Below are 23970 nucleotides of genomic sequence, written 5' to 3'. Positions count from 1 at the left end.
AAGATATGTTTTTATAAATTACTGTTGATTACATCCTCTGTTTTATCTACTCCAAAGATGAAGAATGCACCTACAAATACAAAGGTATTTACTGGCGGCAAAACAGCTGAACTTCTGGAGCCGTCTGTTGAAAAATTATATCCATACACATTTTTTGAGCCTAAAATATTGGAAACACTCAGAACAAATATGGGAAATACCTTTGCGTCTTTCTTCCCTATATTGGGCAGGTAATTAAAGCTCAGATTAAGGCTGTTGTAGTCTTTTAATTCTCCTTCATTTCTAGTATAATTAACAGCTTTTCCATCTTCCCACCTCGATGCAATATCATAATACGGTCGTCCTTTGGTGTATAAATAAGACAGATTAGCACCTACTTTCCATTCCGGAATAAATCTTTTGACGACTACAGATAATGTATGTTCTGCAGCAAAGTTGGGTTTCATACTTACAGGATAATTAAGGAAGTCTCTTTTGGTATCCAGATAGGAATAACTAACCCAATAATCAATGTTTTTAAAGGTTTTATTATTATCGCGCCAGAATACTTCCATTCCTTTTGAATAACCGTAACCATCATTATTTAGGGCTGTTTGTACCTGTTGCTGCTGGGCATTTCCCGGAATAATGTTGTAGGTTTTGATCAGCTGGTCATACTTTTTGTAAAAAGCCTCCAGACGCAGCGATCTCCCTTCTGAACTTCTCTGAACCTGTAGAACATAGTGTTCCGATTTCTGAAAGCCCAAATTGGCCGGTCCATTAATGTATTTACTTTCTGGGTTTTGGTAGAAAATTCCATAGGCTAATGATGATGTCCAATTCTTTGCTAAACGGTATGCCAGAGCAAAACGAGGTGCAATATTATTCTTTCCCAAATAAGATGAATGCTCTGCCCTCACTCCTATTTTGGCTGACAATGCATTACTGAATCCAAGATCTGTTTCTACAAAAGCAGAGGAGATTAAATCCCTGTAATGCTTCCGAACATCTTCAAAGTTTAGTTTTTCATCGGCATTATTCAACTCAAAACCTCCTCTTATCGCGCTGATTCTGTTAATTTTTCTTTCAAGAACGGCTTTAAGATTGATATAGTTCCCATCTGTAAGCAATCTGGTTCTGTCTGATTCTACATTATTGGTTTCTGTAGAAAAATTAAGGTCAGATCTGTTAAATGCATACGAAGTTCCCACATTCAGCAGATATTTTCCAAATTTCTGTCTAAAAGTCAGATTATGATAAGTGCTTTTTCCTTTCAGTCTTACCAGAGAAAAATCACTTCCAGGCTCCAGACTTTCTGATTTCACGCCCATATTGTTTCCAGTATACATTCCGTAGTATTTTATGAACCCGCCTGATTTTGTCTTAATTCTAAAATTAAAGTTACCATTCAGCCCTTTGGGAGAGTCTACAAAGTTTGTATTATAATTGAATACTTTCTGCATTAGGCTTAAATCTGAATAATTCAAAGAAACTCCATAAGAATGCCTATTGTCATTGGTTAATTTTTGAAATCCACCACCGAGAAAAATCGGTGAAACTGAAAAATCATAGGAAGTCTGGTCCGGTAAATCAACACTTTCTAACAATACAGCTCCGGAAAGAGCCTGTCCGTATAATGCAGAATAACCACCACTTGAAAATACATTTCCTTTAAAAATAGAAGTATTAAACTGGTCTCTTCCTGCTATTCCTGATACTGAATTGGAGAAATAATTGTTGATTAAAATTCCATCCATGAATATTTTAGCTTCTGTTCCTGTACCTCCTCTGATAAAGACCCCCTCCGTTCCTCCCACTTTCTGTACTCCGGGAAGATAGTTTAGCGCAGAGGAAACTTGTGCATCGGCCCCTGCGATAGTATAAATATCCGTAGGCGTAAGTAATGCGCTTGCTCTTTTTTTATCACTGGCTTCAATGGAACCTGCAGAAACCACTATAGCATCAATCTCACTTACTTGTTCTTTAATTTCAATATTTCCTAATAAAACATCCTGATTATCAATTACAATAGTTTTGTTAATCTCTTCATATTTCGGGTGGGTAAAGGTTAGAACATGACTTCCTTTTTCTAAGGTTTCAAAGGAAAAACGTCCTTGTGCATCAGTTGTTGCTCCATCATAGGTGTCTTTTAATGTGACATTTACCTCATTTATCCCTTTATTTTTAAAGGTTACTTTACCCGATATTTTTATCTGAGAATATCCTATTACAAAAAAGAGAAGAGCAATAAGAAAGAATATTTTATGAGCTTGTGCTTTCATGGTTATTGTTTTCTGGATCAAAAGTAATACGATAAATACCCTTCTGTAAAAAAATTATTACTGAAGGGTATTGTTTTCTTACCGAATGGGAAATTAATGAATCGGAATACAAAAATCCACGGTATTATTTGTCTTTTATTGATCTTTTTCAGGCTTTGTTTTGATCTTATTTAAAAATAATTATCTTGACACCCAACCAGCAGGTTTAGAGGCCAAAACAAGGCATATTACAATTCTGAATAATAATATCTTCCTAAAAAAGACCGAAATCCTAAAGGGTTCTGGAAAATCTTTTTTAAATTTATCATTAAATCATTATAAATCATTTAAAAATGAAAGTACAAACATTAGCATTATTGGCGGGATGTGCGTTTTTTGCCGTTTCTTGCGGAACTACTAAAACATACAGCGTAAATGCCAAAAGCGGAACAGAAACAGGTGGAACAGCAAAGTTTACCCAACAAGGAAATGATGTCATCCTGAAGCTGGACATAACGAACCTTACCCCTGGAATACATGCTGTACACATTCATGAAAAAGGAGATTGTTCTGCTGCAGACGGAACCTCTACTGGCGGACACTGGAACCCATCCAAGAACGATCACGGAAAATGGGGTGCTGAGCATTTCCATATGGGAGATATAGGAAATTTAGTTGCTGACCAAAGCGGAACTGCAACACTTACATTCAAGACAGACAAGTGGTGTCTTGGCTGTACAGACGAGTCTAAGAACATTATCGGAAAAGGCCTTATTGTGCATGCTGCAGCTGATGACTTCCATACTCAGCCTACAGGAAACGCTGGAGGAAGAGTGGGATGTGTAGAAATTAAGTAATCCTTTTATTCAATAAAAAAACCGCTAATTTTCATTAGCGGTTTTTTTATGTTTATGATTTTGTTCCCATCTCTGAAACAATATTCATTGCTTCTTGCAGATAGAGATCCTTTTTAAGGTTCTTGATCCACATTTCAGATTTTTTCTTGAACGCTTCATCTTTTTTCTCTCTTTCAACCTCACTTGGATACATGATAAACTGAAGTCCATTTTCAAACTTAGTCAGTACCTTAAATTTTTCAATTTGAGATTTTCTATGTTTCATCACTTCATTGAATTTATTGATATTCAAAGTAATGTTTTCTTCTTTGTCTAATTTTTCTCTCCATTGAGCAGATTCTAAAAGCAACTGATAATTCTTGTTTTTAGCCATTCTATCTGCACTTGCCTTTTCAAGAGCCTGAATATTAAAGAAGTTCAGTTTTTCGAATTTGGTAGCCGGAATTTTATCCCAAGCCAGCGCAAAGTCATCATATCTTTCTCCTACTTCTGCATAGGTAAAGAAATCTTTCATCTGAATATCTGAAACAATTCCTTTTCTCTGTGTAGATTCACCTGTAATTCTATAGAATTTCTGAATGGTTAGTTTTAAAGATCCAAAATCATCCTCAGTATTCAGGAATCTGTTCAGGTCAACAAAAGTCTGTACGGTACCTTTCCCAAAAGATTGTGGAGATCCGATGATCATTGCTCTTCCGTAATCCTGCATTACACCTGCCAAGATCTCAGAAGCCGAAGCAGAAAGTTCGTTTTGCATAATCACTAAAGGGCCTGTCCAGATTGGAGTTTCATTTTTATTCTTTAGAGTCTGTATTTTTCCATTTCCATCCTTTACCTGTACATAAGGTCCGGCATCCATGAAAAGACCCATAATATCTCCTACTTCCGTTAAGGAACCTCCACCATTATTTCTAAGGTCTAAAACAATTCCTTCAATATTCTGAGCTTTAAGCTTAACGATTTCATTTTTAATATCATCCGAAGCGTTTCTTCCTTTGGCATTTTCAAAATCAGCATTAAAGCTAGGAAGATTGATAAACCCGTATTTTTTTCCATTTGGAGCATTTACTACAATACTTCTTGCAAAAGTATCTTCAATGGCAACTTCCTCACGGATCATGGTTACATCTTTTATGGTACCATCTTTTTTCTGAACCGTTAAGGTAACAGGTGTTCCTTTTTCTCCTCGGATTAATCTTACCGCTTCATCAGAAAGCATTCCTACTACGTTTACAGCATCATCTTTCGGCTTGGATTTTACCTTTAGAATCTTATCCCCTTCAGAAAGCTGCTTGGACTTCCATGCCGGAGCACCAATTGTAAGAGCACCCAGGTAAAGGTTTCCTTTTTTCTCCTGAATTAAAGCTCCAATCCCTATTACCTTTCCGGTAAACTGAGTATCGAAATCTTCTTTATCCTTTGGAGAATAATAATTGGTATGTGGATCAAATACTTCTGTATATGCATTCATATACACTGTAAACCAATCCATTTTCTTTCTCTTTTTGAATCTGGTAAACGTATCCTTTACAAGATCTTTTACTTCATCTGTTGCTTTTTTGATCTTTTCGTCCTGAGTAAGAACCTTAAACTTGATTGTATCCTGTAACTTGTACTTCTGAACTGAATCTTTCTTTTCTTTTTGAGCCTCTTCTTTACTGTTCATCGATTCAATTTCCTGAAGGATATTGTATTTAATGAACTTTTTCCACTCATTGTATTGTTCCTGCTTGTTGGCGGGTACCTTTTTAAGTTTGGGCTCTAAAGTAAGTGTTTCATCTTCCTGAAGATTAATCGGTTTACTGAAAATATCCTGTGTAATCTTATCAATCTCATCTACTCTCTGGTAAAGCCTGTCGATGGTAAGCTTATAGAATGAAAGATCACCCTGGTTGATATAATCATCAAGCTTGGTTTCATGCTTGTTGAATTCATCCATATCAGATTGAAGGAAATATCTTTTCGCAGGATCTACTAATTCAAAATAGTGCTTATAAACGTCCTTTGAGTAGGCATCATTAATAGTTTTTGGACTATAGTGCAGGTAAGAAAGGGTATTTTTTACGCTCACCATTATTGTCTGCATCTTTTCATCATCGTTCTTTGGCGAGTTGAAGCAAAACATTAGACTGGTTAATGGAATCAGTAGTAAAAATTTATTCAGTTTGAAATTTTTCCACATAAACTGTCTTTATTTATAATTTTAAAAATATAAGTATTGTAATGAGTAGCAATAATTAGCAGACTGTTACAAACTATCAAATTTAATACCTTATTTACAAATATCGTATAGTTTTCAGGTTTTTTATTCAATAGATGTGCGTCTTTTTTTATTGCAGAAACCATCATCTTAAATATAGGATAAAAAGTGAAACGGCTTTCATCAGCTAAGTATCATTCCTTGAAAAGAATTGAATCTATTGACATTGAAAGAAAAGGGCAGGAAAAAACTATTTCCTACCCTAAGTATGTTTAGAAATCAATGTTTTTTAAAATCCTATTTAGCATCCTTTACAGTATCAAAAACCATTACTTCCTCCAACTTTTTCATATATTCATATGCTGTCAGGTCAAACTTAACAGGTACAATCGAGATATATCCGTTGGCCAAAGCTATTTCATCAGCATCCTCAGAATCATCCATATTATTGAAGTAACCGGTTAACCAGTAATATTTTTTTCCGTGTGGGTTTACTCTTTCATCAAAGCTTTCTTCCCATTTAGCATTAGCCTGCTTACAAACTTTTACTCCTTTTATTTCCTCTTTAGGAAGTTTTGGAATATTTACATTCAGAACAATTCCCTTTGGCATTGGGTTTTCCAATGTTTTTCTTACTATATTCTGAATAAACTCTTTAGCTTGAGTAAAATCAGCCTCCCAGCTGAAATCCAGTAATGAGAACCCAATAGCAGGAATTCCCTCCACTCCTGCTTCTACAGCTGCAGACATTGTTCCTGAATAGATTACATTGATAGATGAGTTTGCTCCGTGATTAATTCCAGAAACTACGATATCCGGTCTTCTTGTTAAAATTTTATCGAGAGCCATTTTTACACAGTCTACAGGAGTTCCACTACAAGAAAAATCAATCTGTGGACCATCTAGGGTTACTTCTTCGTAACTTAGGGTAGAATTAATAGTGATTGCGTGGCCTTTTCCACTTTGAGGCGAGTTCGGAGCTACAACAATTACTTCTCCGATTTCATTCATAAAATTGACAAGGTTTCTGATACCTGGTGCTGTAATCCCATCATCATTAGTAACCAGAATAAGTGGTCTTTCCATATATTATCTTAATTTTTTTAATACAAATGCGTACAATCTGTTCATTTTGAGAATTGAACAAAAAGAATTTTCACCCATCAAATGTAGCTAAAAATAAGATGCTATAAAACAGCAGATTTGTTATCATTGAATTAAATAGAGAGATTTCTATACTCAATCTGAAAGGAAACCCTGTTGTAGAAATAGATAATGCCTCTATCTTAAAACAATACTCTATCTTCTTTTCTTAATTCTTCTAAATAGCTTTTCTTATCATCACGGTAGAAAAGGTTCATGGTTTCAAATGGGATCAGTTTCAGGTCTTTATTGACAATGTGAACACACGACTTTTTCACAGCCCGAACATCAAAATCATGGGCATCCATAAAGTTCATGATAATAATTCTGAACAGATTATCATAATCGAGGTCAGGGGCACAGACCTCCGGAAGACAACAAAGTAACTGGTTGACCTTAGGTTTTACTTTATCTACAGAAATACCGGTACTGAATATGTCCAGCAACTGCATGTGAAGCCCTTTATCCTGCTCGTAGACAATGGTATTTCTGGATTCATTATTCAGAAGATCAGCAGGATTAATATAACGTGTTAAAGGAATGGTTTCGTCTTCAAGTTTTAAAATATATCCCATTGCCAAGGCATCCGGATTACATGGAACCGGAATAATATCATCAGAATTCAAAATTGGAAACTGATTGATGATTTCCTGTCTCACTTCCGTTAAAGTGATTTTCTCGTAAGCCGAATCCTCCCTATTTCTCCCTGCAATTTCCACAGGCTGGAATGTAATTCCTCTTACACATTTCTGCTTCAGGGCAAATTCAATGATCTTCCCTATTTCATCTATATTTTTATCTTTTTGAAGAACAATAACCAAGGTAGTGGAAAGATTGAGTTCATTCAGTTTTTCCAGTGCTTTCATCCTTACCGAACTGAGATCCTTTCCCCTAAACTCCTCTAAAACTTCCGCCTTAAAAGAATCGAACTGAAGATACACCTCAAATTCAGGAGCATACGTTGCCAGTTTTTCTGCAAAACCTGGATCATTGGCAATTCTTATCCCATTCGTATTCAACATTAAATGTTTAATAGGCTTGGTCTTCGCTATGTCCATAATTTTAAAAAACTCAGGATGGATGGTGGGCTCTCCCCCACTGATCTGAACAACATCCGGTTCACCCTCATTTTTAACAATAACATCAAACATCGCCTCAATTTCCTCCAGACTTCTATGACTGCCATAATGAGGTGATGACATTGCATAGCAGGTAGGACAGGTCAGATTACAACGATCTGTAACCTCCACAATGGAAAGGCAGCTGTGTTGTTCATGATCTATACAAAGCCCACAGTCATAAGGACATCCGTACTCCACATCTGTTCCGAAGTGAAGTGGCATTTCCGAAGCTTTATTATAGTTTCTTATATTTTTGTAATAGGGTACGTCTGAAGCAATTTTTGTTTTAAAGAAACCATGATCAGGACATCTTTTGGTCATAAAAACGGCTTCATCCTCTATAATAATCTTTGCACCTACTCTCTTCAGACATTCCGGGCAAAGACTAATGGTATAATCGTAGTATGTATAATTTCTTATCGGCATAATTAATTTTTAAATTCCTTATCCACAAATATACCCGCTAATCAGGCCACAGATCAACAGACTAATCACAAAGGTTTGTATAAACTGTTTTTTGCTGAACTTCTTATCATCCTTTCTTTCGTAAATTAGCTTTACAACAAAGGTAACAATGATAGAAAAGAACAAGGCGCCTAAAATCATAATACCAACGATCATGATTACTAAACCCGTCAGGTCACCAGCTTCCAAAAGTGTTAAAGATTTCATCTTGAATATTTTAAATAGTGGATTGAGTGTTTTTCATAGTATAAATGTAGTAAATAATTACACAAATACATACTATTTGAATAGTTCCTAAATTCCCTAAAATTTCAACCCTGGGTTTAATAAAATCCAACAAAAGCCTAAAGGTAAAGTAACTCAGCATAAAGATCTGAAAAAGAAACCCTGATGGATGTCTTTTCAGTTTTTGAATATACTTCAGGCAAATCCAAAGAATGATTAAAAAACCAATCTCATACAAGGCAACAGGATGCCTGAGATATTGATCTCCCAGATTCATTCCAAAGATGGAATCCGTAGGAATACCATAGGTTTCCTCATAAATTCCCGTAAGGAAACAGCCGATTCTTCCAATGATCATGGCCAGCATTAAGGGAAAAACGATTAAATCGCCTGTACTTTCCTTATGATTAACTACCTTTTTGGCAAGCTCCACTCCTAATAATCCAAAGGCTAGTCCACCCACAATGGTATTACTTGACCAGAATTTTTGAACACTAAAACGATCAAACATCAAATAAGGATTTTCCAGATTTCCAATAAGTTTAGAGCCTAGTAAAGCGCCTGCTGTTGCCCCTATCAAAACTGCTGCAGAAGTGTTGAACGATAGCTTTTCCTTTGATTTTCTTTTGACATAAAAATAATACCGCATGCCCAGAAACATTCCTACCGCCTCAAAAAGAGGATGTGCAAAGATTGTTTTACCGAAAATATGAAAAGCTACAGGAAAATCCATTGCTCCAAAAATAATCCATTTCAGATTATTTACTACCTTTATTCTGACAAATAAATACAAGATGCGTATAGAATATGACATAAAACTGGGGTTTAAGGATGTAATGTTCCGCCCTAAACGTTCCACATTAAAGTCCCGTTCAGAAGTAGATCTGGAAAGGGAGTTTATTTTCAAGCACACTAAAAAAAGATGGAGTGGCATCCCTATTATTGCTGCCAATATGGATACTGTAGGAACCTTTGAAATGGCCGTAGAACTGGCTAAGGATAAAATTATCACAGCGGTACACAAACATTATACTGCTGAAGAATGGAGTCAATTTCTGCAAAGCCAGCCAGAAAGCATTCATCAATATATTGCCCTAAGTACCGGAACAGGAAAAGCAGATGAAGAGAAAATCCGATTAATCCTTGAAAAGCACCCAAAAATAGAGTTTCTCTGCATAGATGTAGCCAATGGATATTCGGAACATTTTGTTCAATTTGTGAAGACGGCAAGAGCAAATTTTCCGGATAAGATCATCATTGCCGGAAATGTGGTGACCGGAGAAATGGTAGAAGAGCTTCTTTTGGTAGGAGCAGATATCATCAAAGTTGGGATTGGTCCCGGATCCGTATGTACAACCCGTGTAAAAACAGGGGTAGGCTATCCTCAACTTTCAGCAATTATTGAATGTGCTGATGCTGCCCACGGATTGGGTGGTCATATCATTGCAGATGGAGGCTGCAAAGTTCCTGGAGATGTTGCCAAGGCCTTTGGTGGCGGTGCAGATTTCGTTATGCTGGGTGGAATGTTTGCCGGCCATGACGAAAGCGGTGGCGAAATGGTTGAAGAGAATGGTAAAAAATACCGTTCATTCTACGGAATGAGCTCCAAAACAGCTATGGATAAACATTCTGGAGGGGTAGCTGAGTACCGTGCATCTGAAGGGAAAACGGTGAAAGTGGCTTACAAAGGACCTGTTTCAGAAACAGTAAAGGATATTTTAGGAGGGGTACGATCTACCTGTACCTATGTAGGGGCTTCCAAACTTAAGGAACTTTCCAAAAGAACTACTTTTATCAGGGTTCAGGAACAGGAAAATCAGGTTTTTAATTAAAAAAAGAGGCTATACATTTTGTATAGCCTCTTTCTATTTTTTAAGTTAGCATTCCACCATCTACATTTAATGTCTGTCCGGTAATATATGCTGACATATCACTTCCGAAGAATACACAAGCATTAGCGATATCTTCCGGCTGGCCTCCTCTTTTCATTGGAACGCCATCTCTCCATCCCTGAACTGTTTTTTCATCCAAAACAGCTGTCATTTCAGTTTCAATAAATCCAGGAGCAATTGCATTACATCTGATATTTCTGGACCCTAATTCCAATGCAACAGACTTCGTAAAGCCAATTACCCCAGCTTTAGACGCGGCATAGTTAGCCTGTCCTGCATTTCCTTTTACTCCAACTACTGAGGTCATATTGATGATAGATCCTGACTTTGCCTTCATCATCGGTTTGATTACCGCTTTTGTAAGGTTAAAAACTGAATCCAGGTTTACCTTGATTACTTTATCCCAATCATCTTTGGACATTCTCAATAACAGGTTATCTTTTGTAATTCCTGCATTGTTTACCAAAATATCAATCTTTCCAAACTCCTCCATTACATCTTCTACTAGTTTTTGAGCTGCATCATAATCTGATGCGTCAGACTGATATCCTTTAATTTGGGTTACAGAACTTAAAGCTGCCTCTAATTCTTTAGCTTTGTCTACAGAGCCGGCATAGGTAAATGCTACTTTTGCCCCTTGCTGAGCAAACATTTCAGCGATCCCCTTTCCGATTCCTCTTGTAGCTCCGGTAATTAGTGCTACTTTTCCTTCTAATATTCTCATATCTATTGACAATTATTTTCTTTATAACTTGTTCAGCTTGTGATGGCTGACTCAATTAGCATTCATAATTCCTTTCCGGAATTAAACGGTTTGCAAAGATATTATAAATTGTTATTCAACACATTTAATTCATTAAAATACTGAACTTTTATGTGTTTTTTTTTGCAATTTTACTAAAGTTCCGTCAACTCATTTCTAAATCTGGTGAAATAAATGAAATCTGATTTTTTTCCTTTGTTCATTTTCAATACTTCTTTCATCCAAAAATAAGTGTCGTAAATAATCTCTGTTAAAGGCTCATTCTGAAAATTTAAAACTCCAAATTTGCTGTCTTTTTTTACAACAATTTCATTTTCAAAATTTTCAAATGCTATAATATCTTCGTAGACGAATGGTACAATTTCTGTTCCTTTTCCATCCAGAACACCATAAAGATGACTGTCATTCCTACAGACAAGAGGTTTTGAGTATTCATTAAGAATGTTAAAATATCCAATATCCTGACTTTTAACAAAAGTAATTCCTTCCAGTTCCACTCTAGATTGGGATGCCATTGAAATTTTGTAGTACTTATCTTTATTACTGATAATCAAACTCTCAGGATAAAAGCCAAGAATCCGATCCCCTTCATTTAAAATATTTTTAAGATCGGTATTAAGAAGCTGTTCTTCACTTCCTTTTTTAAGGTAAATAAAATCTTTTCCTGAAAGGGTAAAATCTTTAATAAATTCATACTCATGGGACATTATTATACTTCCTTGCAGATCAACAATACCGTACTTTTTTAACTTGTCGTTATAAACACTTAAAAAGCCGTGAAATAAAGGAGTTGGAAATTCAAAATTACCAGAGTATAATTGTCTATCCTTTTTAGAAAAAACCGTTATTTTACTTCGTTTTTTGAGATAAATATATTCTTTCTTGCCAAAGTATTCAGGAGTGATTTCATTAAAAACTTCATCAGCAATGATGTTTTCATCTGTATCAATCAATCCGTATTTTCCGGTCACCTTATTTTTTGTAATTAAAAAGGGATAAGCATTAATATTATCAATCTGTTTTGAAAATTTATGCAACGTATGCCCATCACTTCCTATAATCTCACTCTGATTTTCTTCATTGATGATAAGGGCTTTTCCATTTTCAAAGTTATAGTCGTCCCTAAATTCGCGATCATTGGTTTGCTTGCCATTATAGTCATACAAAAGCCATTTTTGATCTTTCAAAACAAAGAATCTGTCTTTTCCTGCAAACCTAATTTTATCTGAATAAGGAATTATCTGCTTTCCGTTATAATCATAAACCGCATCCTTCCCCTGTTTGGAAGAAATAATACGTTCCCTGCTCCACCACGGAGTATTGAACTCATGATCATCTAAAGGAACAAGTTCATTCCCTTTTTCATCGATAATTGCAGATTTTCTCTTGTTATTAGCTTCTTCCGAATAAAGAATAAATCTTTTTTTGAAAATATGTGAAATTCCTCCTTTGTGGGGAGATTCAAAGGTGATGGTTCCTGATGCATCTACAATTCCGTCTTTTTTGGAAACTGGGTCATACACCGTTCCGAATCCATCTGAATATGAATTTACCTCCTTACCGGTTTTTTTGGAAAGGAGAACCTTCGTGTATTGGTTAGTCTGCCCCATACAAACTGTAGAACACAATACAAAAATTAGTTTTTTCAATTAGAATTTAAATAGAATTATTGACAATAAGAACGATCTCTCCTTTTAAAGTTTTACTCTTGGAAAATTCAATTAATTCATTGATAGTTCCGCGTTTAGTTTCTTCAAATTTCTTGGAGATTTCGCGGCTCAAGCTAGCCTTTGTTTCTTCACCAAAGAATTCCTTGATCTGTTCCAATGTGGTATTGATCTTATGGGGGCTTTCATAAAGGACAATTGTTTTTTTCTCCTCTGCAAGTTGCTTAAGTTTGGTTTGTCTTCCTTTTTTCTGGGGCAAAAATCCTGCAAATAAAAATTCATTATTGGGAAGTCCGGAAACTACTAGAGCCGGAATTAATGCTGTTGCTCCTGGAAGGCAGATCATTTCTATATTATTATCTGCTCCTGCTTTTGCCAGTAAATAACCAGGGTCTGAGATACCAGGGGTTCCGGCATCGGTAATGATCGCGATATTCTGGCCATTTTTAAGGTCTGTAATCACTTTCTCTGTTGCCTGATGCTCATTGTGTAAATGATAAGACTTTAAAGGCTTAGAGATTTCAAAGTGCTTTAAAAGTATTCCAGAAGTTCTGGTGTCTTCACATAAAATATAATCTACTTCCTTAAGAACATTCACTGCTCTAAAGGTCATATCCTCAAGGTTCCCAACGGGTGTAGGAACAAAATATAAGATTCCGCTCAAAATTATAAGAATTTATTTTCCACCAATATCCAAAGTCTCTGAGCATATTCATCCACTCCATTCCATTTTCTCTCATAGTAAAGGTCACTCAGATATTCCTTTGCTTCCTCCAGCGTTTTGAATTGATTCAGATAAGCTACCGTTTCATTAAGATCTGCCTGACTTCCACCAAACAGCATTTTTGAAAAAGCAATTCTATCATTCAAATCCAGTTTAAACTCTGGTTTCTGCTTTTCAGCCTCCATAAAATTGGTAGGAATATTAGACTTCATAACACTTCCTGTGTCTTCCTTTACAAATGTAGTTTGGCTTTCCATTGGAAATTCTCTTTCCAGAGGATCATCGTCAAAGAGGGATTGAACAGCTTTCAACCCTTTGATATTGGCTAATTTTATTTTTTTCTCCTGATGATATTCATCTAAGTTTTCAAAACTTTCATCAGAAGGATGTCTTTCTGTTTCTTCGGGAACAGGCTTGTCTATTTCAACAATTTTTCTTCGGTCATAAACTTCTGCAAGAACATTTTCTTCCTTTATGTCTTGTTCGGAATGATCATTTTTAATCTCATTCAGAATATTTTCTACATTAGAGGTTTCTGTTACCAGCTCTCCTTGCTCTAACGAAATGTTTGAATTGGCAAACTGATCTTCATTTTCCTCAATCAACATTTCATCATCAAGCATTTCAGTATCGAAAATACTTGGAATTGTTTCAGTAGTTACCTTGTTATCTTTAAGTTCACTTACTGCAGCATAATCCACTTCATTTTTTTCTTCAGATTCATCATCATTCTCTATTTCATTCAGTTGATTGTTGAAAATCGCTTCCTCCTCTGTTACTTCATCATTAAACATATCTTCATTAATATCCTCATCTGAATCAGGCTTAGCATCAGAAAGAATTTTCTCTTCATCTACAAAACTCAGAATAGCATCCGGAGCAATTGAATGTTCATTTTCATCAATTTCGTTCAATTGATTATTGAAGATTGCTTCTTCTTCTGTCACTTCAGTAGAAGAAATTGACGTCTGCATACTTTCAGCAGACTTTTCTTCGTGGTTTTCTTCCACAAAGTTTACCATGTTTTCATGGAATTCATTTTCAACAATCTCATTCAATTGATTATTGAAAACAACCTCTTCTTCCTCGGATTCCAATATAAAACTGTCATTTTCATGCTCATCAATTTCATTCAGCTCATTATTAAAGATCGCTTCCTCCTCCGTTACTTCATTTCCGGAATCATGATGGTCCAATTCTCCTGAAGCAAAAGAAGTGGAATGATTGTCCGAATATTTAACTGGTTCGTCTGCTATGAAATATTCAATGTTTTTTTCCAGCAGTTTCAAAAAAGAAATCCTGTTAGCAAGCTCATCTACAAGATCTTGCTTGGAAAGTAACTCGTCTACATTATTTATTTTGTCCAGATTATCAATGATATTCTTGGATTCAAAAAAAATTTTTTCCTTTAAATCTTGGATATTTTGCATAATAAGATTCTTATTAAAATTGCTTACTTTTGATTTTGAAAATATACGGCTAATTTAACAAATGTTTTTAGAAAATACAATTAATCATTCCAAACAAAGTGGTTGGATGGAAGTGATTTGTGGCTCTATGTTTTCGGGTAAAACCGAGGAGTTGATCCGAAGATTACGGAGAGCTGAAATGGCAGGACAAAATGTGGAAATTTTTAAACCGAAACTGGATATCCGGTATTCTGAGGAAGATGTAGTTTCTCATAATCAGAATAAAATACGCAGTAGTGCAGTAGAAAATCCGAACGAAATTCTTCTACTGGCATCCAATTGTGATGTGGTAGGGATAGATGAAGCTCAGTTTTTTGATGAAAGCATTGTTGACATTGCGAATCAACTGGCCAATAGCGGCGTAAGAGTAGTTGTTGCAGGGTTGGACATGGACTTTTTGGGTCGTCCCTTTGGGCCAATGCCCAATCTGATGGCTACGGCAGAATATGTAACAAAAGTGCATGCTATTTGCAAGAGAACAGGTAATCTCGCCAACTATTCTATGAGAACTTCCCAGGGAGATAATCTTGTAGAATTGGGAGAAACTGAAAGCTACGAAGCAGTAAGCCGCCGTGTATTTATTGATGAAGTGCTTTCAAAAAGGAAGTAACACAAAAAGTAAAACTGCAAAGTCGCAAAAAAGCTCTATAATATAGTAGCCAGTAAAATACATTCACAGAATATTAATAAATGAAAAACGAAAAAGCAATAGTGTAAAATTTCAAAAATGAGAAATCAGTTAAAAATAAGCTTTTCTGACCTCTTTCCAGTTTTACCTTTTTGCAGTTTCGCCTAAAAATAAAGCAGAAAGGGCACCAATGAACTATACAGTACATCAAATTGCAGAAATCACCAATTCACAGGTTATTGGTGAGAATAATTTAATGGTTAAAAACATAGCTTACGACAGCAGGATTATTTATTCAACGAAGAATACTGCGTTTATTGCCATTAATACCCATAAAAATTCTGGCGAAAAGTTCATTGAATCTGCCATTGACAGAGGAATCAATATTATTATTTCCGAACATCAATATCCACAGTTTGAAAATATAACATGGATTATTGTCAAAAATTCCGTGGATTTTCTTCAACAATTAGCAAAGTATCACTTTGAAAATTCTCATTTGCGATCCATAGGAATTACAGGAAGTAATGGTAAAACCATTTTAAAGGAATGGCTTTATCAATGTTTATGGAATGAATTTCCAACTGTAAAGAGCCCAAAGAGTTTTAATTCTCAAATAGGCCTTCCCCTTTCATTACTTCAGATTAATGATTCTCATCAACTGGGAATTTTTGAGGTAGGAATTTCCAAACCGAATGAAATGGAAAAACTTGAAAATATTTTCCATCCACAAATCGGATTGTTAACCCATATCGGAACAGCTCATGCCGCCAACTTTTCTTCTGAGGAAGAATTGATAGATGAGAAGATTAAACTTTTTAAGGATTCTGAAGTTATCATTTATAATGGTGACCATCCTTTGGTAGATAAAAAAATTAAAAAATTATATTCGGATAAAAAATTAATCTCTTACGGATTTCAAGAAGGAAACCAGGTCTTCATCAAAAACAATATTTCCAAGGATGAAAACATCATTGTTGAATATTTTGGTGAAGAAATCAGTTTTCCTGCCCATCAAAGAGACGAAGCGACATTAACCAACGCTACAGCACTTATCGCTGCACTTAAGGAGTTAGGAGTCGAAAACAAAAAGATCGTTGAAAAAATCAACCTTTTAAAGGCCGTCGAAATGAGGCTTGAAGCCATCGAAGGAATTAAGGGTAATATTGTCATCAATGATTCATTTAACCTTGACCTCGATTCTTTGAAAACTGCCCTGCAATTTTTAAACGAATACAATAAGCCTAAAAAGTCATTGGTCTTGACGGATATTGTAGGAGTGAATACTAATTCTCAGGAACTTTATGAAGAAGTTTCCGAATTGGTAAATGATCAACATTTTGATTCTGTCTTTCTAATTGGCGATGAAATTTCAAAGTTCAGTGAATTATTTAAGTCTAAAACTTATACTTTCATAGACACTAAGGAACTTATTGAAAGTAAACACCTTTCTGAAATAGAAAATCAAATCATTCTTTTAAAAGGAGCAAGAAAATTTGAAATAGAGAAGCTTAAAGATATCCTTGAACTCAGAAAGCATGATACTGTTTTAGAGATTAATCTAAACGCTATTCTTCATAATATTAACTATCACAAGTCGCTATTGAAACCCGGAACGAAAATGATGGCTATGGTAAAAGCTAATGCCTACGGTTTGGGTAGTTATGAAATCTCAGAGTTCCTACAGCATCATCACATCGACTATCTTGGGGTAGCTTTTGCTGATGAAGGAGTAGAACTGCGTAAAAAGGGAATCACTACTCCTATTATAGTGATGAATCCTGAGCAACACAGTTATCAAACGATCATTGAATATAATCTGGAGCCTGAAATTTACAGTTTCAGGGTGTTGGAACTATTTTATGAAGCTGTGCAGAAATCAGGATATGATAAAAAATATCCTATTCATATTAAACTGGAAACGGGAATGCACCGTCTTGGATTTAAGGACTTTGAACTGGACCAACTCAGTGAAACTTTAAGCCAGAAAAATCTTAAAGTTCAAAGTATGTTCAGTCACTTATCTTCCTCAGATATGCCGGAAGAGAAAGAGTTTACTTTAAAGCAGCTGGAGGTTTTTGAAAAAAATTCTCGCTATTTAACTGAAAAATTAGACTACACTCCTATCCGACATATTTTAAACTCGTCTGGAATTACAAGCTATACGGATCATCAGCATGATATGGTGCGGATCGGTATCGGAATGATTGGAGAATCACCGGATAGTGAAATACAAAAACAATTACAGTCTGTAGTAAGCTTTAAAACAGTAATATCCCAAATTTCCGTGGTTGAAAGTGGAGAATCTGTAGGCTACAGCAGAAAATATAAAGCAGATCATAAGACTAAGATTGCAACGATCCCTGTTGGATATGCTGACGGTATCCCAAGATTGATAGGAAATCAGATAGGCCATTTGGGAGTCAATAAAACATTGGTTCCTATTGTTGGAAATATCTGTATGGATATGATGATGATTAACGTAGAAAATGCTCCCCATGTAAAGGAGGGAGATACTGTAACAGTCTTCAATGCTCAACCAAGTTTAAAACAATTTGCAGGCTACTGTAAAACTATAACCTATGAAGTATTAACGTCCATTTCCCCACGGGTGAAACGGATTTATATAAAAGATTAACTATGAGAAAACTCCTGATTCTTCTTTTCGTATTCCAATTGCTATTGTTCAACTCTCAGGTAAAAAAAGACTTAGTAATTCCGAAGAACCCCAAAATAGGACTCTCACTTGCCGGTGGTGGGGCCAAAGGTTTTTCACATGTCGGAGTGCTAAAAGTGTTAGATTCATTGGGAGTAAAGGTGGATTATATTGCCGGAACAAGTATGGGAGCCATCGTTGGTGGATTATACGCTTCCGGATATTCCGGAAAGGAAATAGAAAAAATCGTAATGGATACGGATTTCTATTCTTTGATTATGGATCCAAAATCAAGACAGGAAGCAAGTTTCTTCAATAAATCTGTAGACAAATATCTTTTATCTATTCCATTGAAAAATGGAAAAATTACCCTTCCCTCTTCCATTAGTACAGGCCAGAGAAATGTTTATCTTCTAAAGGAACTTTTCAAAAATGTTTCCAATATTGAGGACTTTTCCAAAATGCCTATCCCTTTTTTATGCGTTGCCACCAATCTTGAAAGTGGAAATATGCAGATCTTTGAAAAGGGTGACCTTGTACAATCTATAATGGCGAGTTCTGCTTTTCCATCTTTAATGGATCCTATTAAAATAGGTGATAGTATTTATATTGATGGAGCCATGACGGTAAACTACCCGTCAAAGCCATTAAAAGACAAAGGAATTGATATCGTTATCGGTGTGGATCTTAATCAGGACCTGTCAAAAAGAGAGGATTTAAACAATATTATTTCAATTCTGAATCAGGTTATTGACTTTGGAATAAAAAGGGATACAAAAAAGCAATATAAGTATACGGACATCAATATTAAGCCTAACCTTAAAGGAATGTCTGCCACAAGCTATGACGACAAGAAAAAAATTCTAGACAGCGGCTATGTAGAAGGCTTAAAGTATACCCAAGTTCTGGATCAATTACCCAAACGCCCGTTTGACCGCCTTAGACAACGCGTAAATCCAATATATTCCAATGTATATAAGATAGACAGCATCTCTATTGAAGGAAGTAAAATCTTCGGTAAAAACTATACGTTGGGTAAAATGGGTCTACGACTACCCTCTTTACAAACCTATGGCAGTATCAATAAGATGATTGATAAACTTGTTGCTACGAATAATTACAAATTCATCAATTATGATATCGTTCAGGAGAATGATGCTAATTATCTAAAGCTTTATGTAACGGAAGATGATACCCGTCATTTTTTAAGATTTGGTTTGCATTATGATGAAGTTTTCAAAACAGGGTTGCTATTAAACTACTCTGCAAAGAGACTTTTATTCAAAAACTCTAACCTTTCGGTAGATGTAGTTGTAGGTGACAAACTTAGATATTATGTAAATTATTTTATTGATAACGGATATATTCCTGGATTTGGTATTTATTCTTCTGGAATGAGCTTTGATTTGAAGAATGGGGATAATTATGTTATCGACAAATGGGAATGGGCCAGAAATGAAGCTTATATACAGTCCATTTGGAAAGATAAATTTGCTATTGGCGGTGGTATTAGCCACGATTACTTTAGAGCGGAAATTAACGGTGAAAACAGGCGTTATAGCCGTTTTTTAAATCCTTATGTATTTCTGAAGACAGATACACAGGATGACAAGGAATTTCCAACAAAAGGAGTCTATTTTGCTGCAGAAGGAAAAGTGATTGATCTTTTAAAATCTGAAGTGGAAAGAAGAATCGTTCAGATAAAAGCTGATTTGAAAATAAATATTCCTCTTGGTAAACAGTTCACTTACCGCCTTAACTTATTTGGAGGTGTTACCCTTGGAGAACACCTTCCCTCCTATTATCAATATAGATTGGGAGGACTTTTTGAACAGAATATTATTAACTTCAAAAGCTTTGGAGGATTTTATTTTGCCCAGCTACATACAAATAATGTAATATTGGCATCCAATGATCTTCAGTTTAAATTCAATAAGAACTATTTTATCAGCGGAAACTTTACCTTTGCCAACCTTTCAAATGATATTAAATTTGAAGATGCAGTTAAAGTAAATTTTAGTTCACTAGGACTTACGGCTGGATACAAATCTCCTTTCGGACAGATTAAAGTAAACTTTAGCCACTCACTTAAAAACAATCAAAAAGGCATATTCAGTGTTATTTTAGGACACTGGTTTTAATACAATGATACAATTCTTTTACGAAAATTTACCAGAGTCGGTAAACACAGATTACAAAAAATGGCTGGAAGATCTTATTCTTTCAGAAGGAAAAAAACTAGGAGAAATCAATTACATTTTCTGTGATGATGAATATCTTTTAAAGATTAATCAGGATTATTTACAGCATGATTATTATACCGATATTATCACTTTTGATTATGTAAAAGGCAAGACAATAAGCGCTGAGATTTTTGTATCTTTGCAGCGCATTTCTGATAACGCCTCTACCCTTTCCCGAGATCATGAAGAAGAATTAAGAAGGGTTTTAGCCCACGGTATTTTACACCTTGCCGGCTATAAAGACAAGACGGAAGAAGAAGAAAAAGAGATGCGAAGAATGGAAGATTTGTACTTAGCTAAATACAGGGATTTAAAGAATTGAAATTGAACAATTACTTAAAGTCTGATATCTAAAGTACTCTATTCTAGCAATAATACAAGTTTACCTAGAGTGCATTCTTCAAAAATGTTTCACGTGAAACATTAGTAATAAAGATAAGGTTTAAAAGCTTAAACAAGCGAGATAAAAATGATTTCAGAAATATATGATGTGATGGTAGTAGGTGCAGGACACGCAGGATGTGAAGCAGCAGCAGCAGCAGCCAACCTGGGTTCAAAAACACTATTGATTACAATGAATATGCAGACCATCGGACAGATGAGTTGCAACCCCGCAATGGGTGGAATCGCAAAAGGACAGATCGTAAGAGAGATTGATGCAATGGGAGGATATTCCGGAATTGTAGCAGACAAATCAGCAATACAATTCAAGATGCTGAATCTTTCAAAAGGTCCTGCCATGTGGTCCCCAAGAACCCAAAATGATAGAATGCTTTTCGCAGAAGAATGGCGACTTGCATTAGAGAATACTCCGAATCTTGATTTCTTTCAGGATATGGTGAAACAGCTAATTGTAGAGAACAATAAAGTAACCGGAGTGATCAGTTCTTTAGGAATTGAAATCAAAGGAAAATCAGTAGTCCTTACCAACGGAACTTTTCTTAACGGATTAATTCACGTTGGAGATAAACAATTAGGAGGAGGAAGAATGGGTGAACCTAGAGCGTTTGGTATTACCGAGCAATTGGTAACTTTAGGTTTCGAAGCTGGAAGAATGAAGACGGGTACTCCACCGAGAGTAGATGGAAGAAGTTTGGATTATTCTAAAATGGAAGAACAGAAAGGAGATGAAAATCCTCAAAAGTTCAGTTATCTTGATACTCCTAAATTAACAAAACAATTAAGCTGCCATATTGTTTATACCAACGAAACAGTTCATGATATTCTTCGTGAAGGATTTGATAGAAGTCCAATGTTCAATGGTACCATCCAAAGTTTAGGTCCAAGATATTGTCCAAGTATTGAAGATAAGATTAATCGTTTCGCTGAAAGAAACAGACACCAGCTTTTCGTAGAACCGGAAGGATGGAAAACTGTAGAGATCTATGTAAACGGATTTAGTTCATCTCTTCCTGAGGATGTACAGATCAAAGCCATGAGACATATTCCAGGATTTGAAAATGTAAAAGTTTTCCGTCCGGGTTACGCTATTGAATATGACTACTTCCCTCCTACCCAATTGAAACATACCCTGGAAACAAAATTAATTGACAATTTATATTTCGCAGGACAGATCAATGGAACTACAGGATATGAAGAAGCAGCAGGCCAAGGTTTAATTGCCGGAATCAACGCACACAATAAAGTTCATGAGAAAGGAGACTTTATCCTTAATAGAGATGAAGCCTATATTGGAGTATTGATAGATGACCTGATTACAAAGGGAACTGAAGAACCTTACAGAATGTTTACTTCACGTGCAGAATACAGACTTCTTTTAAGACAAGATAACGCCGATATCAGATTAACTGAAAAAGCTTATAACTTAGGACTTGCAAAAGAAGAAAGATTAAGAAAAGTAGAATCTAAAATATCTGATAGTCAATCACTTGAAGAGTTTCTTAAAGAAACTTCTTTAAAACCAGGCGTTATTAACCCTATTTTAGAATCTGTAGAAAGTAATCCTGTAGATCAAGCCTATAGAGCAGCTCAAATTCTTACAAGACCCAATATTACATTAGAAAAATTAGATGAAATTGATTTCATTAAAGAAGTTTCTAGTCGATATAATGATGAAGTAAGAGAGCAGGCGCAAATTAATATCAAGTATAGAGGCTATATTGAGAAAGAAAAGGAAAATGTGGCTAAACTTAATCGTTTAGAAAACATTAAAATTCCTGAAGACTTTGATTATATGAAGCTTTCAAGCCTTTCTGCAGAAGCAAAACAGAAGATGTCCAACGTACGTCCCAAGACTATTGCACAAGCAGGAAGAATAAGCGGGGTTTCTCCGGCTGATATTAACGTTTTACTAGTGTATTTAGGACGTTAAAAAAGAAATGTTTCACGTGAAACATTAAAAAAAATACAACAGAAATTAAGGTATTTATGAGCATGCAATATATCTCTGAATATCTTAATTTTTTAAATATAACAGATAGCGAATTCAATGAAAATAAAAGATCATTTTCTTTCACAGGAAATATTTGAAATTAAGGAAACAGAAACAAAAGGAGTATATAAAACCTCCCCTATCCCATCCAATATTTCCAAATACTACGAAAGCGAAGATTATATTTCTCATCATCAGGACTCCGGAAGTTTGAAAGAAAAGCTTTACAAATTTCTTCAGTCTTTCAATTTACAATATAAGAAGAATATTCTTGTTGACAGAATTAAAAAGGGATCAAAAGTATTAGACTACGGATGTGGTGCAGGAGAATTCGTAAGGTATATAGAGAATGATTTTGAAACATTCGGTTTTGAACCCGATGCAGATGCAAGAAATGCCGCACAGGGGAAAATAGCAAAAGCCAAGATTCTGGATGATATCAATAAAATTGAAGAAAACAGTTTAGACGCTATTACACTTTGGCATGTATTTGAACACATCGAGAATCAGGATGAAATGCTAAATGCTTTTCACGGGAAATTAAAAGAAAAAGGACTTCTTATCATTGCCGTACCCAACCCTACTTCTTACGATGCAAAACATTACAAAGAATATTGGGCAGCCTATGACGTTCCAAGACACATCTACCATTTTTCAAAAAATGGAATGGAAAATTTGATTTCAAAAAAATCAGACTGGAAAATGAGAAAGATAAAACCATTGGTTCTAGATTCTTATTATATCTCCATGCTCAGCGAAAAATATAAAAAATCACCTCTATTTTGGCTAAAAGCTACAATCTACGGAACGATTTCGAACATAAAAGCCCTTTTTTCGAACGAATTTTCAAGTTTGATATATATTATCGAAAAAAGATAGAAAATCGATTTTTAAGCCATTTCTGAAAGCCGAATTTCAGTATTTTCATCAAAAAATTTAAAAAACTCAGGATAATTACTCCTGAGTTTTTATTTTTATAAAAGGATGCTACTCAGATTTATTTAAAAATTCAAAAAAGAAAATTAGATTTCTAAATAATCAAATTTTGCATTTACAATCCTACTCTATTTTCACATGAAAACTATTTAGTACTTTTCAGATCGCGATAAATTTAGAAAATAAACAAATATTCAAAAAAAATAAAATTTTAAGAAAATCATCTTTATAACCAATCAAAAAATCAAAAAAAACAACTTCAAAAGAAAAAAAACAAATAGAAACCTATTATTTCAGGCTTTATTTCTTATTAAGCATACAAATACTCGGAAATATATAGTTTTTTGAT

At 35.1% G+C, this 23970-nt stretch carries 18 protein-coding genes; 8 read left to right on the top strand and 10 right to left on the bottom strand.

Translation table 11 applies throughout. The features are described 5' to 3' along the window. Positions 1-11: 11 nt before the first annotated feature. Entirely contained in the window at positions 12-2261 is a 2250-nt protein-coding gene (locus tag SCA31_RS06630) for a carboxypeptidase-like regulatory domain-containing protein (protein ID WP_410696192.1), read from the bottom strand. A 332-nt stretch (positions 2262-2593) separates the two neighbouring features. Here SCA31_RS06630 and SCA31_RS06625 point away from each other — a divergent pair, with 332 nt between their 5' ends. Next, positions 2594-3097 carry a superoxide dismutase family protein gene (locus tag SCA31_RS06625; RefSeq protein WP_410696191.1) on the top strand — a complete coding sequence of 168 codons (504 nt, stop codon included), beginning with the start codon at positions 2594-2596 and terminating at the stop codon, positions 3095-3097. A 52-nt stretch (positions 3098-3149) separates the two neighbouring features. Here the strand turns inward: SCA31_RS06625 and SCA31_RS06620 are convergent, their stop codons facing one another. The 5 genes from SCA31_RS06620 to SCA31_RS06600 all read right to left on the bottom strand — a co-directional run bounded on the left by SCA31_RS06620 (position 3150) and on the right by SCA31_RS06600 (position 9065). Then, a complete protein-coding gene (locus SCA31_RS06620; protein ID WP_410696190.1) occupies positions 3150-5279 on the bottom strand; it encodes a carboxy terminal-processing peptidase in 2130 nt (709 codons plus the stop codon). A gap of 315 nt (positions 5280-5594) precedes the next feature. Continuing rightward, the gene (gene surE / locus SCA31_RS06615; RefSeq protein ID WP_410696189.1) at positions 5595-6383 is read right to left on the bottom strand and encodes a 5'/3'-nucleotidase SurE; all 789 of its coding nucleotides are present in this window, start codon (positions 6381-6383) and stop codon (positions 5595-5597) included. 200 nt (positions 6384-6583) lie between these two features. Then, positions 6584-7987 (bottom strand): radical SAM protein, encoded by a 1404-nt coding sequence (locus SCA31_RS06610; protein ID WP_410696188.1) that lies wholly within the window; start codon positions 7985-7987, stop codon positions 6584-6586. Positions 7988-8005: 18 nt separating this feature from the next. After that, complete coding sequence (locus tag SCA31_RS06605) at positions 8006-8233, bottom strand: hypothetical protein (RefSeq protein ID WP_410696186.1); 228 nt, start codon at positions 8231-8233, stop codon at positions 8006-8008. 10 nt (positions 8234-8243) lie between these two features. Next, on the bottom strand, positions 8244-9065 hold the full coding sequence (locus SCA31_RS06600; protein ID WP_410696184.1) for a prolipoprotein diacylglyceryl transferase: 822 nt from the start codon (positions 9063-9065) through the stop codon (positions 8244-8246). Between SCA31_RS06600 and SCA31_RS06595 the strand changes: the two genes are divergently transcribed. After that, entirely contained in the window at positions 9046-10083 is a 1038-nt protein-coding gene (locus SCA31_RS06595; RefSeq protein ID WP_410696182.1) for a GMP reductase, read from the top strand. The two genes, SCA31_RS06600 and SCA31_RS06595, sit on opposite strands and share 20 nt — an antisense overlap. Positions 10084-10123: 40 nt before the next feature. Here the strand turns inward: SCA31_RS06595 and fabG are convergent, their stop codons facing one another. The 4 genes from fabG to SCA31_RS06575 form a co-directional block, all read right to left on the bottom strand. After that, positions 10124-10867 (bottom strand): 3-oxoacyl-[acyl-carrier-protein] reductase, encoded by a 744-nt coding sequence (fabG, locus tag SCA31_RS06590; protein WP_410696180.1) that lies wholly within the window; start codon positions 10865-10867, stop codon positions 10124-10126. A gap of 173 nt (positions 10868-11040) precedes the next feature. Next, on the bottom strand, positions 11041-12555 hold the full coding sequence (locus SCA31_RS06585) for a WG repeat-containing protein (RefSeq protein WP_410696178.1): 1515 nt from the start codon (positions 12553-12555) through the stop codon (positions 11041-11043). A 7-nt stretch (positions 12556-12562) separates the two neighbouring features. Continuing rightward, positions 12563-13237 carry a 16S rRNA (cytidine(1402)-2'-O)-methyltransferase gene (gene rsmI, locus SCA31_RS06580; protein ID WP_076352891.1) on the bottom strand — a complete coding sequence of 225 codons (675 nt, stop codon included), beginning with the start codon at positions 13235-13237 and terminating at the stop codon, positions 12563-12565. Between the two features lie 2 nt (positions 13238-13239). Continuing rightward, positions 13240-14727, bottom strand: a complete 1488-nt coding sequence (locus tag SCA31_RS06575) for a hypothetical protein (protein WP_410696176.1) — start codon at positions 14725-14727, stop codon at positions 13240-13242. A gap of 61 nt (positions 14728-14788) precedes the next feature. Between SCA31_RS06575 and SCA31_RS06570 the strand changes: the two genes are divergently transcribed. The 6 genes from SCA31_RS06570 (at position 14789) to SCA31_RS06545 (ending at position 23564) form a co-directional block, all read left to right on the top strand. Beyond that, positions 14789-15376: a thymidine kinase gene (locus SCA31_RS06570; RefSeq protein ID WP_410696174.1), complete on the top strand. Its 588-nt coding sequence runs from the start codon at positions 14789-14791 to the stop codon at positions 15374-15376. A gap of 208 nt (positions 15377-15584) precedes the next feature. Next, a complete protein-coding gene (locus SCA31_RS06565; RefSeq protein ID WP_410696172.1) occupies positions 15585-18032 on the top strand; it encodes a bifunctional UDP-N-acetylmuramoyl-tripeptide:D-alanyl-D-alanine ligase/alanine racemase in 2448 nt (815 codons plus the stop codon). Positions 18033-18034: 2 nt separating this feature from the next. Continuing rightward, positions 18035-20191 carry a patatin-like phospholipase family protein gene (locus SCA31_RS06560; RefSeq protein WP_410696170.1) on the top strand — a complete coding sequence of 719 codons (2157 nt, stop codon included), beginning with the start codon at positions 18035-18037 and terminating at the stop codon, positions 20189-20191. Positions 20192-20195: 4 nt separating this feature from the next. Then, a complete protein-coding gene (ybeY, locus tag SCA31_RS06555) occupies positions 20196-20615 on the top strand; it encodes an rRNA maturation RNase YbeY (RefSeq protein WP_106917801.1) in 420 nt (139 codons plus the stop codon). 147 nt (positions 20616-20762) lie between these two features. Continuing rightward, positions 20763-22625: a tRNA uridine-5-carboxymethylaminomethyl(34) synthesis enzyme MnmG gene (mnmG, locus tag SCA31_RS06550; RefSeq protein ID WP_410696168.1), complete on the top strand. Its 1863-nt coding sequence runs from the start codon at positions 20763-20765 to the stop codon at positions 22623-22625. 117 nt (positions 22626-22742) lie between these two features. Next, positions 22743-23564, top strand: a complete 822-nt coding sequence (locus SCA31_RS06545; protein WP_410696166.1) for a class I SAM-dependent methyltransferase — start codon at positions 22743-22745, stop codon at positions 23562-23564. The last annotated feature ends 406 nt before the right edge of the window (positions 23565-23970 follow it).

The sequence above is a fragment of the Chryseobacterium sp. SIMBA_028 genome (assembly GCF_046535285.1).
In the GTDB taxonomy this organism is placed as follows: domain Bacteria; phylum Bacteroidota; class Bacteroidia; order Flavobacteriales; family Weeksellaceae; genus Chryseobacterium.
This window is presented reverse-complemented; position numbering and strand designations above follow the sequence as displayed.

Bases quoted from the DNA above. Each gene is read 5' to 3' on its own strand.
- SCA31_RS06630 (WP_410696192.1), bottom strand. From the start codon at position 2,261: ATGAAAGCACAAGCTCATAAAATATTCTTTCTTATTGCTCTTCTCTTT.
- SCA31_RS06625 (WP_410696191.1), top strand. From the start codon at position 2,594: ATGAAAGTACAAACATTAGCATTATTGGCGGGATGTGCGTTTTTTGCC.
- SCA31_RS06620 (WP_410696190.1), bottom strand. From the start codon at position 5,279: ATGTGGAAAAATTTCAAACTGAATAAATTTTTACTACTGATTCCATTA.
- surE (WP_410696189.1), bottom strand. From the start codon at position 6,383: ATGGAAAGACCACTTATTCTGGTTACTAATGATGATGGGATTACAGCA.
- SCA31_RS06610 (WP_410696188.1), bottom strand. From the start codon at position 7,987: ATGCCGATAAGAAATTATACATACTACGATTATACCATTAGTCTTTGC.
- SCA31_RS06605 (WP_410696186.1), bottom strand. From the start codon at position 8,233: ATGAAATCTTTAACACTTTTGGAAGCTGGTGACCTGACGGGTTTAGTA.
- SCA31_RS06595 (WP_410696182.1), top strand. From the start codon at position 9,046: ATGCGTATAGAATATGACATAAAACTGGGGTTTAAGGATGTAATGTTC.
- SCA31_RS06600 (WP_410696184.1), bottom strand. From the start codon at position 9,065: ATGTCATATTCTATACGCATCTTGTATTTATTTGTCAGAATAAAGGTA.
- fabG (WP_410696180.1), bottom strand. From the start codon at position 10,867: ATGAGAATATTAGAAGGAAAAGTAGCACTAATTACCGGAGCTACAAGA.
- SCA31_RS06575 (WP_410696176.1), bottom strand. From the start codon at position 14,727: ATGCAAAATATCCAAGATTTAAAGGAAAAAATTTTTTTTGAATCCAAG.
- SCA31_RS06570 (WP_410696174.1), top strand. From the start codon at position 14,789: ATGTTTTTAGAAAATACAATTAATCATTCCAAACAAAGTGGTTGGATG.
- SCA31_RS06565 (WP_410696172.1), top strand. From the start codon at position 15,585: ATGAACTATACAGTACATCAAATTGCAGAAATCACCAATTCACAGGTT.
- SCA31_RS06560 (WP_410696170.1), top strand. From the start codon at position 18,035: ATGAGAAAACTCCTGATTCTTCTTTTCGTATTCCAATTGCTATTGTTC.
- ybeY (WP_106917801.1), top strand. From the start codon at position 20,196: ATGATACAATTCTTTTACGAAAATTTACCAGAGTCGGTAAACACAGAT.
- mnmG (WP_410696168.1), top strand. From the start codon at position 20,763: ATGATTTCAGAAATATATGATGTGATGGTAGTAGGTGCAGGACACGCA.
- SCA31_RS06545 (WP_410696166.1), top strand. From the start codon at position 22,743: ATGAAAATAAAAGATCATTTTCTTTCACAGGAAATATTTGAAATTAAG.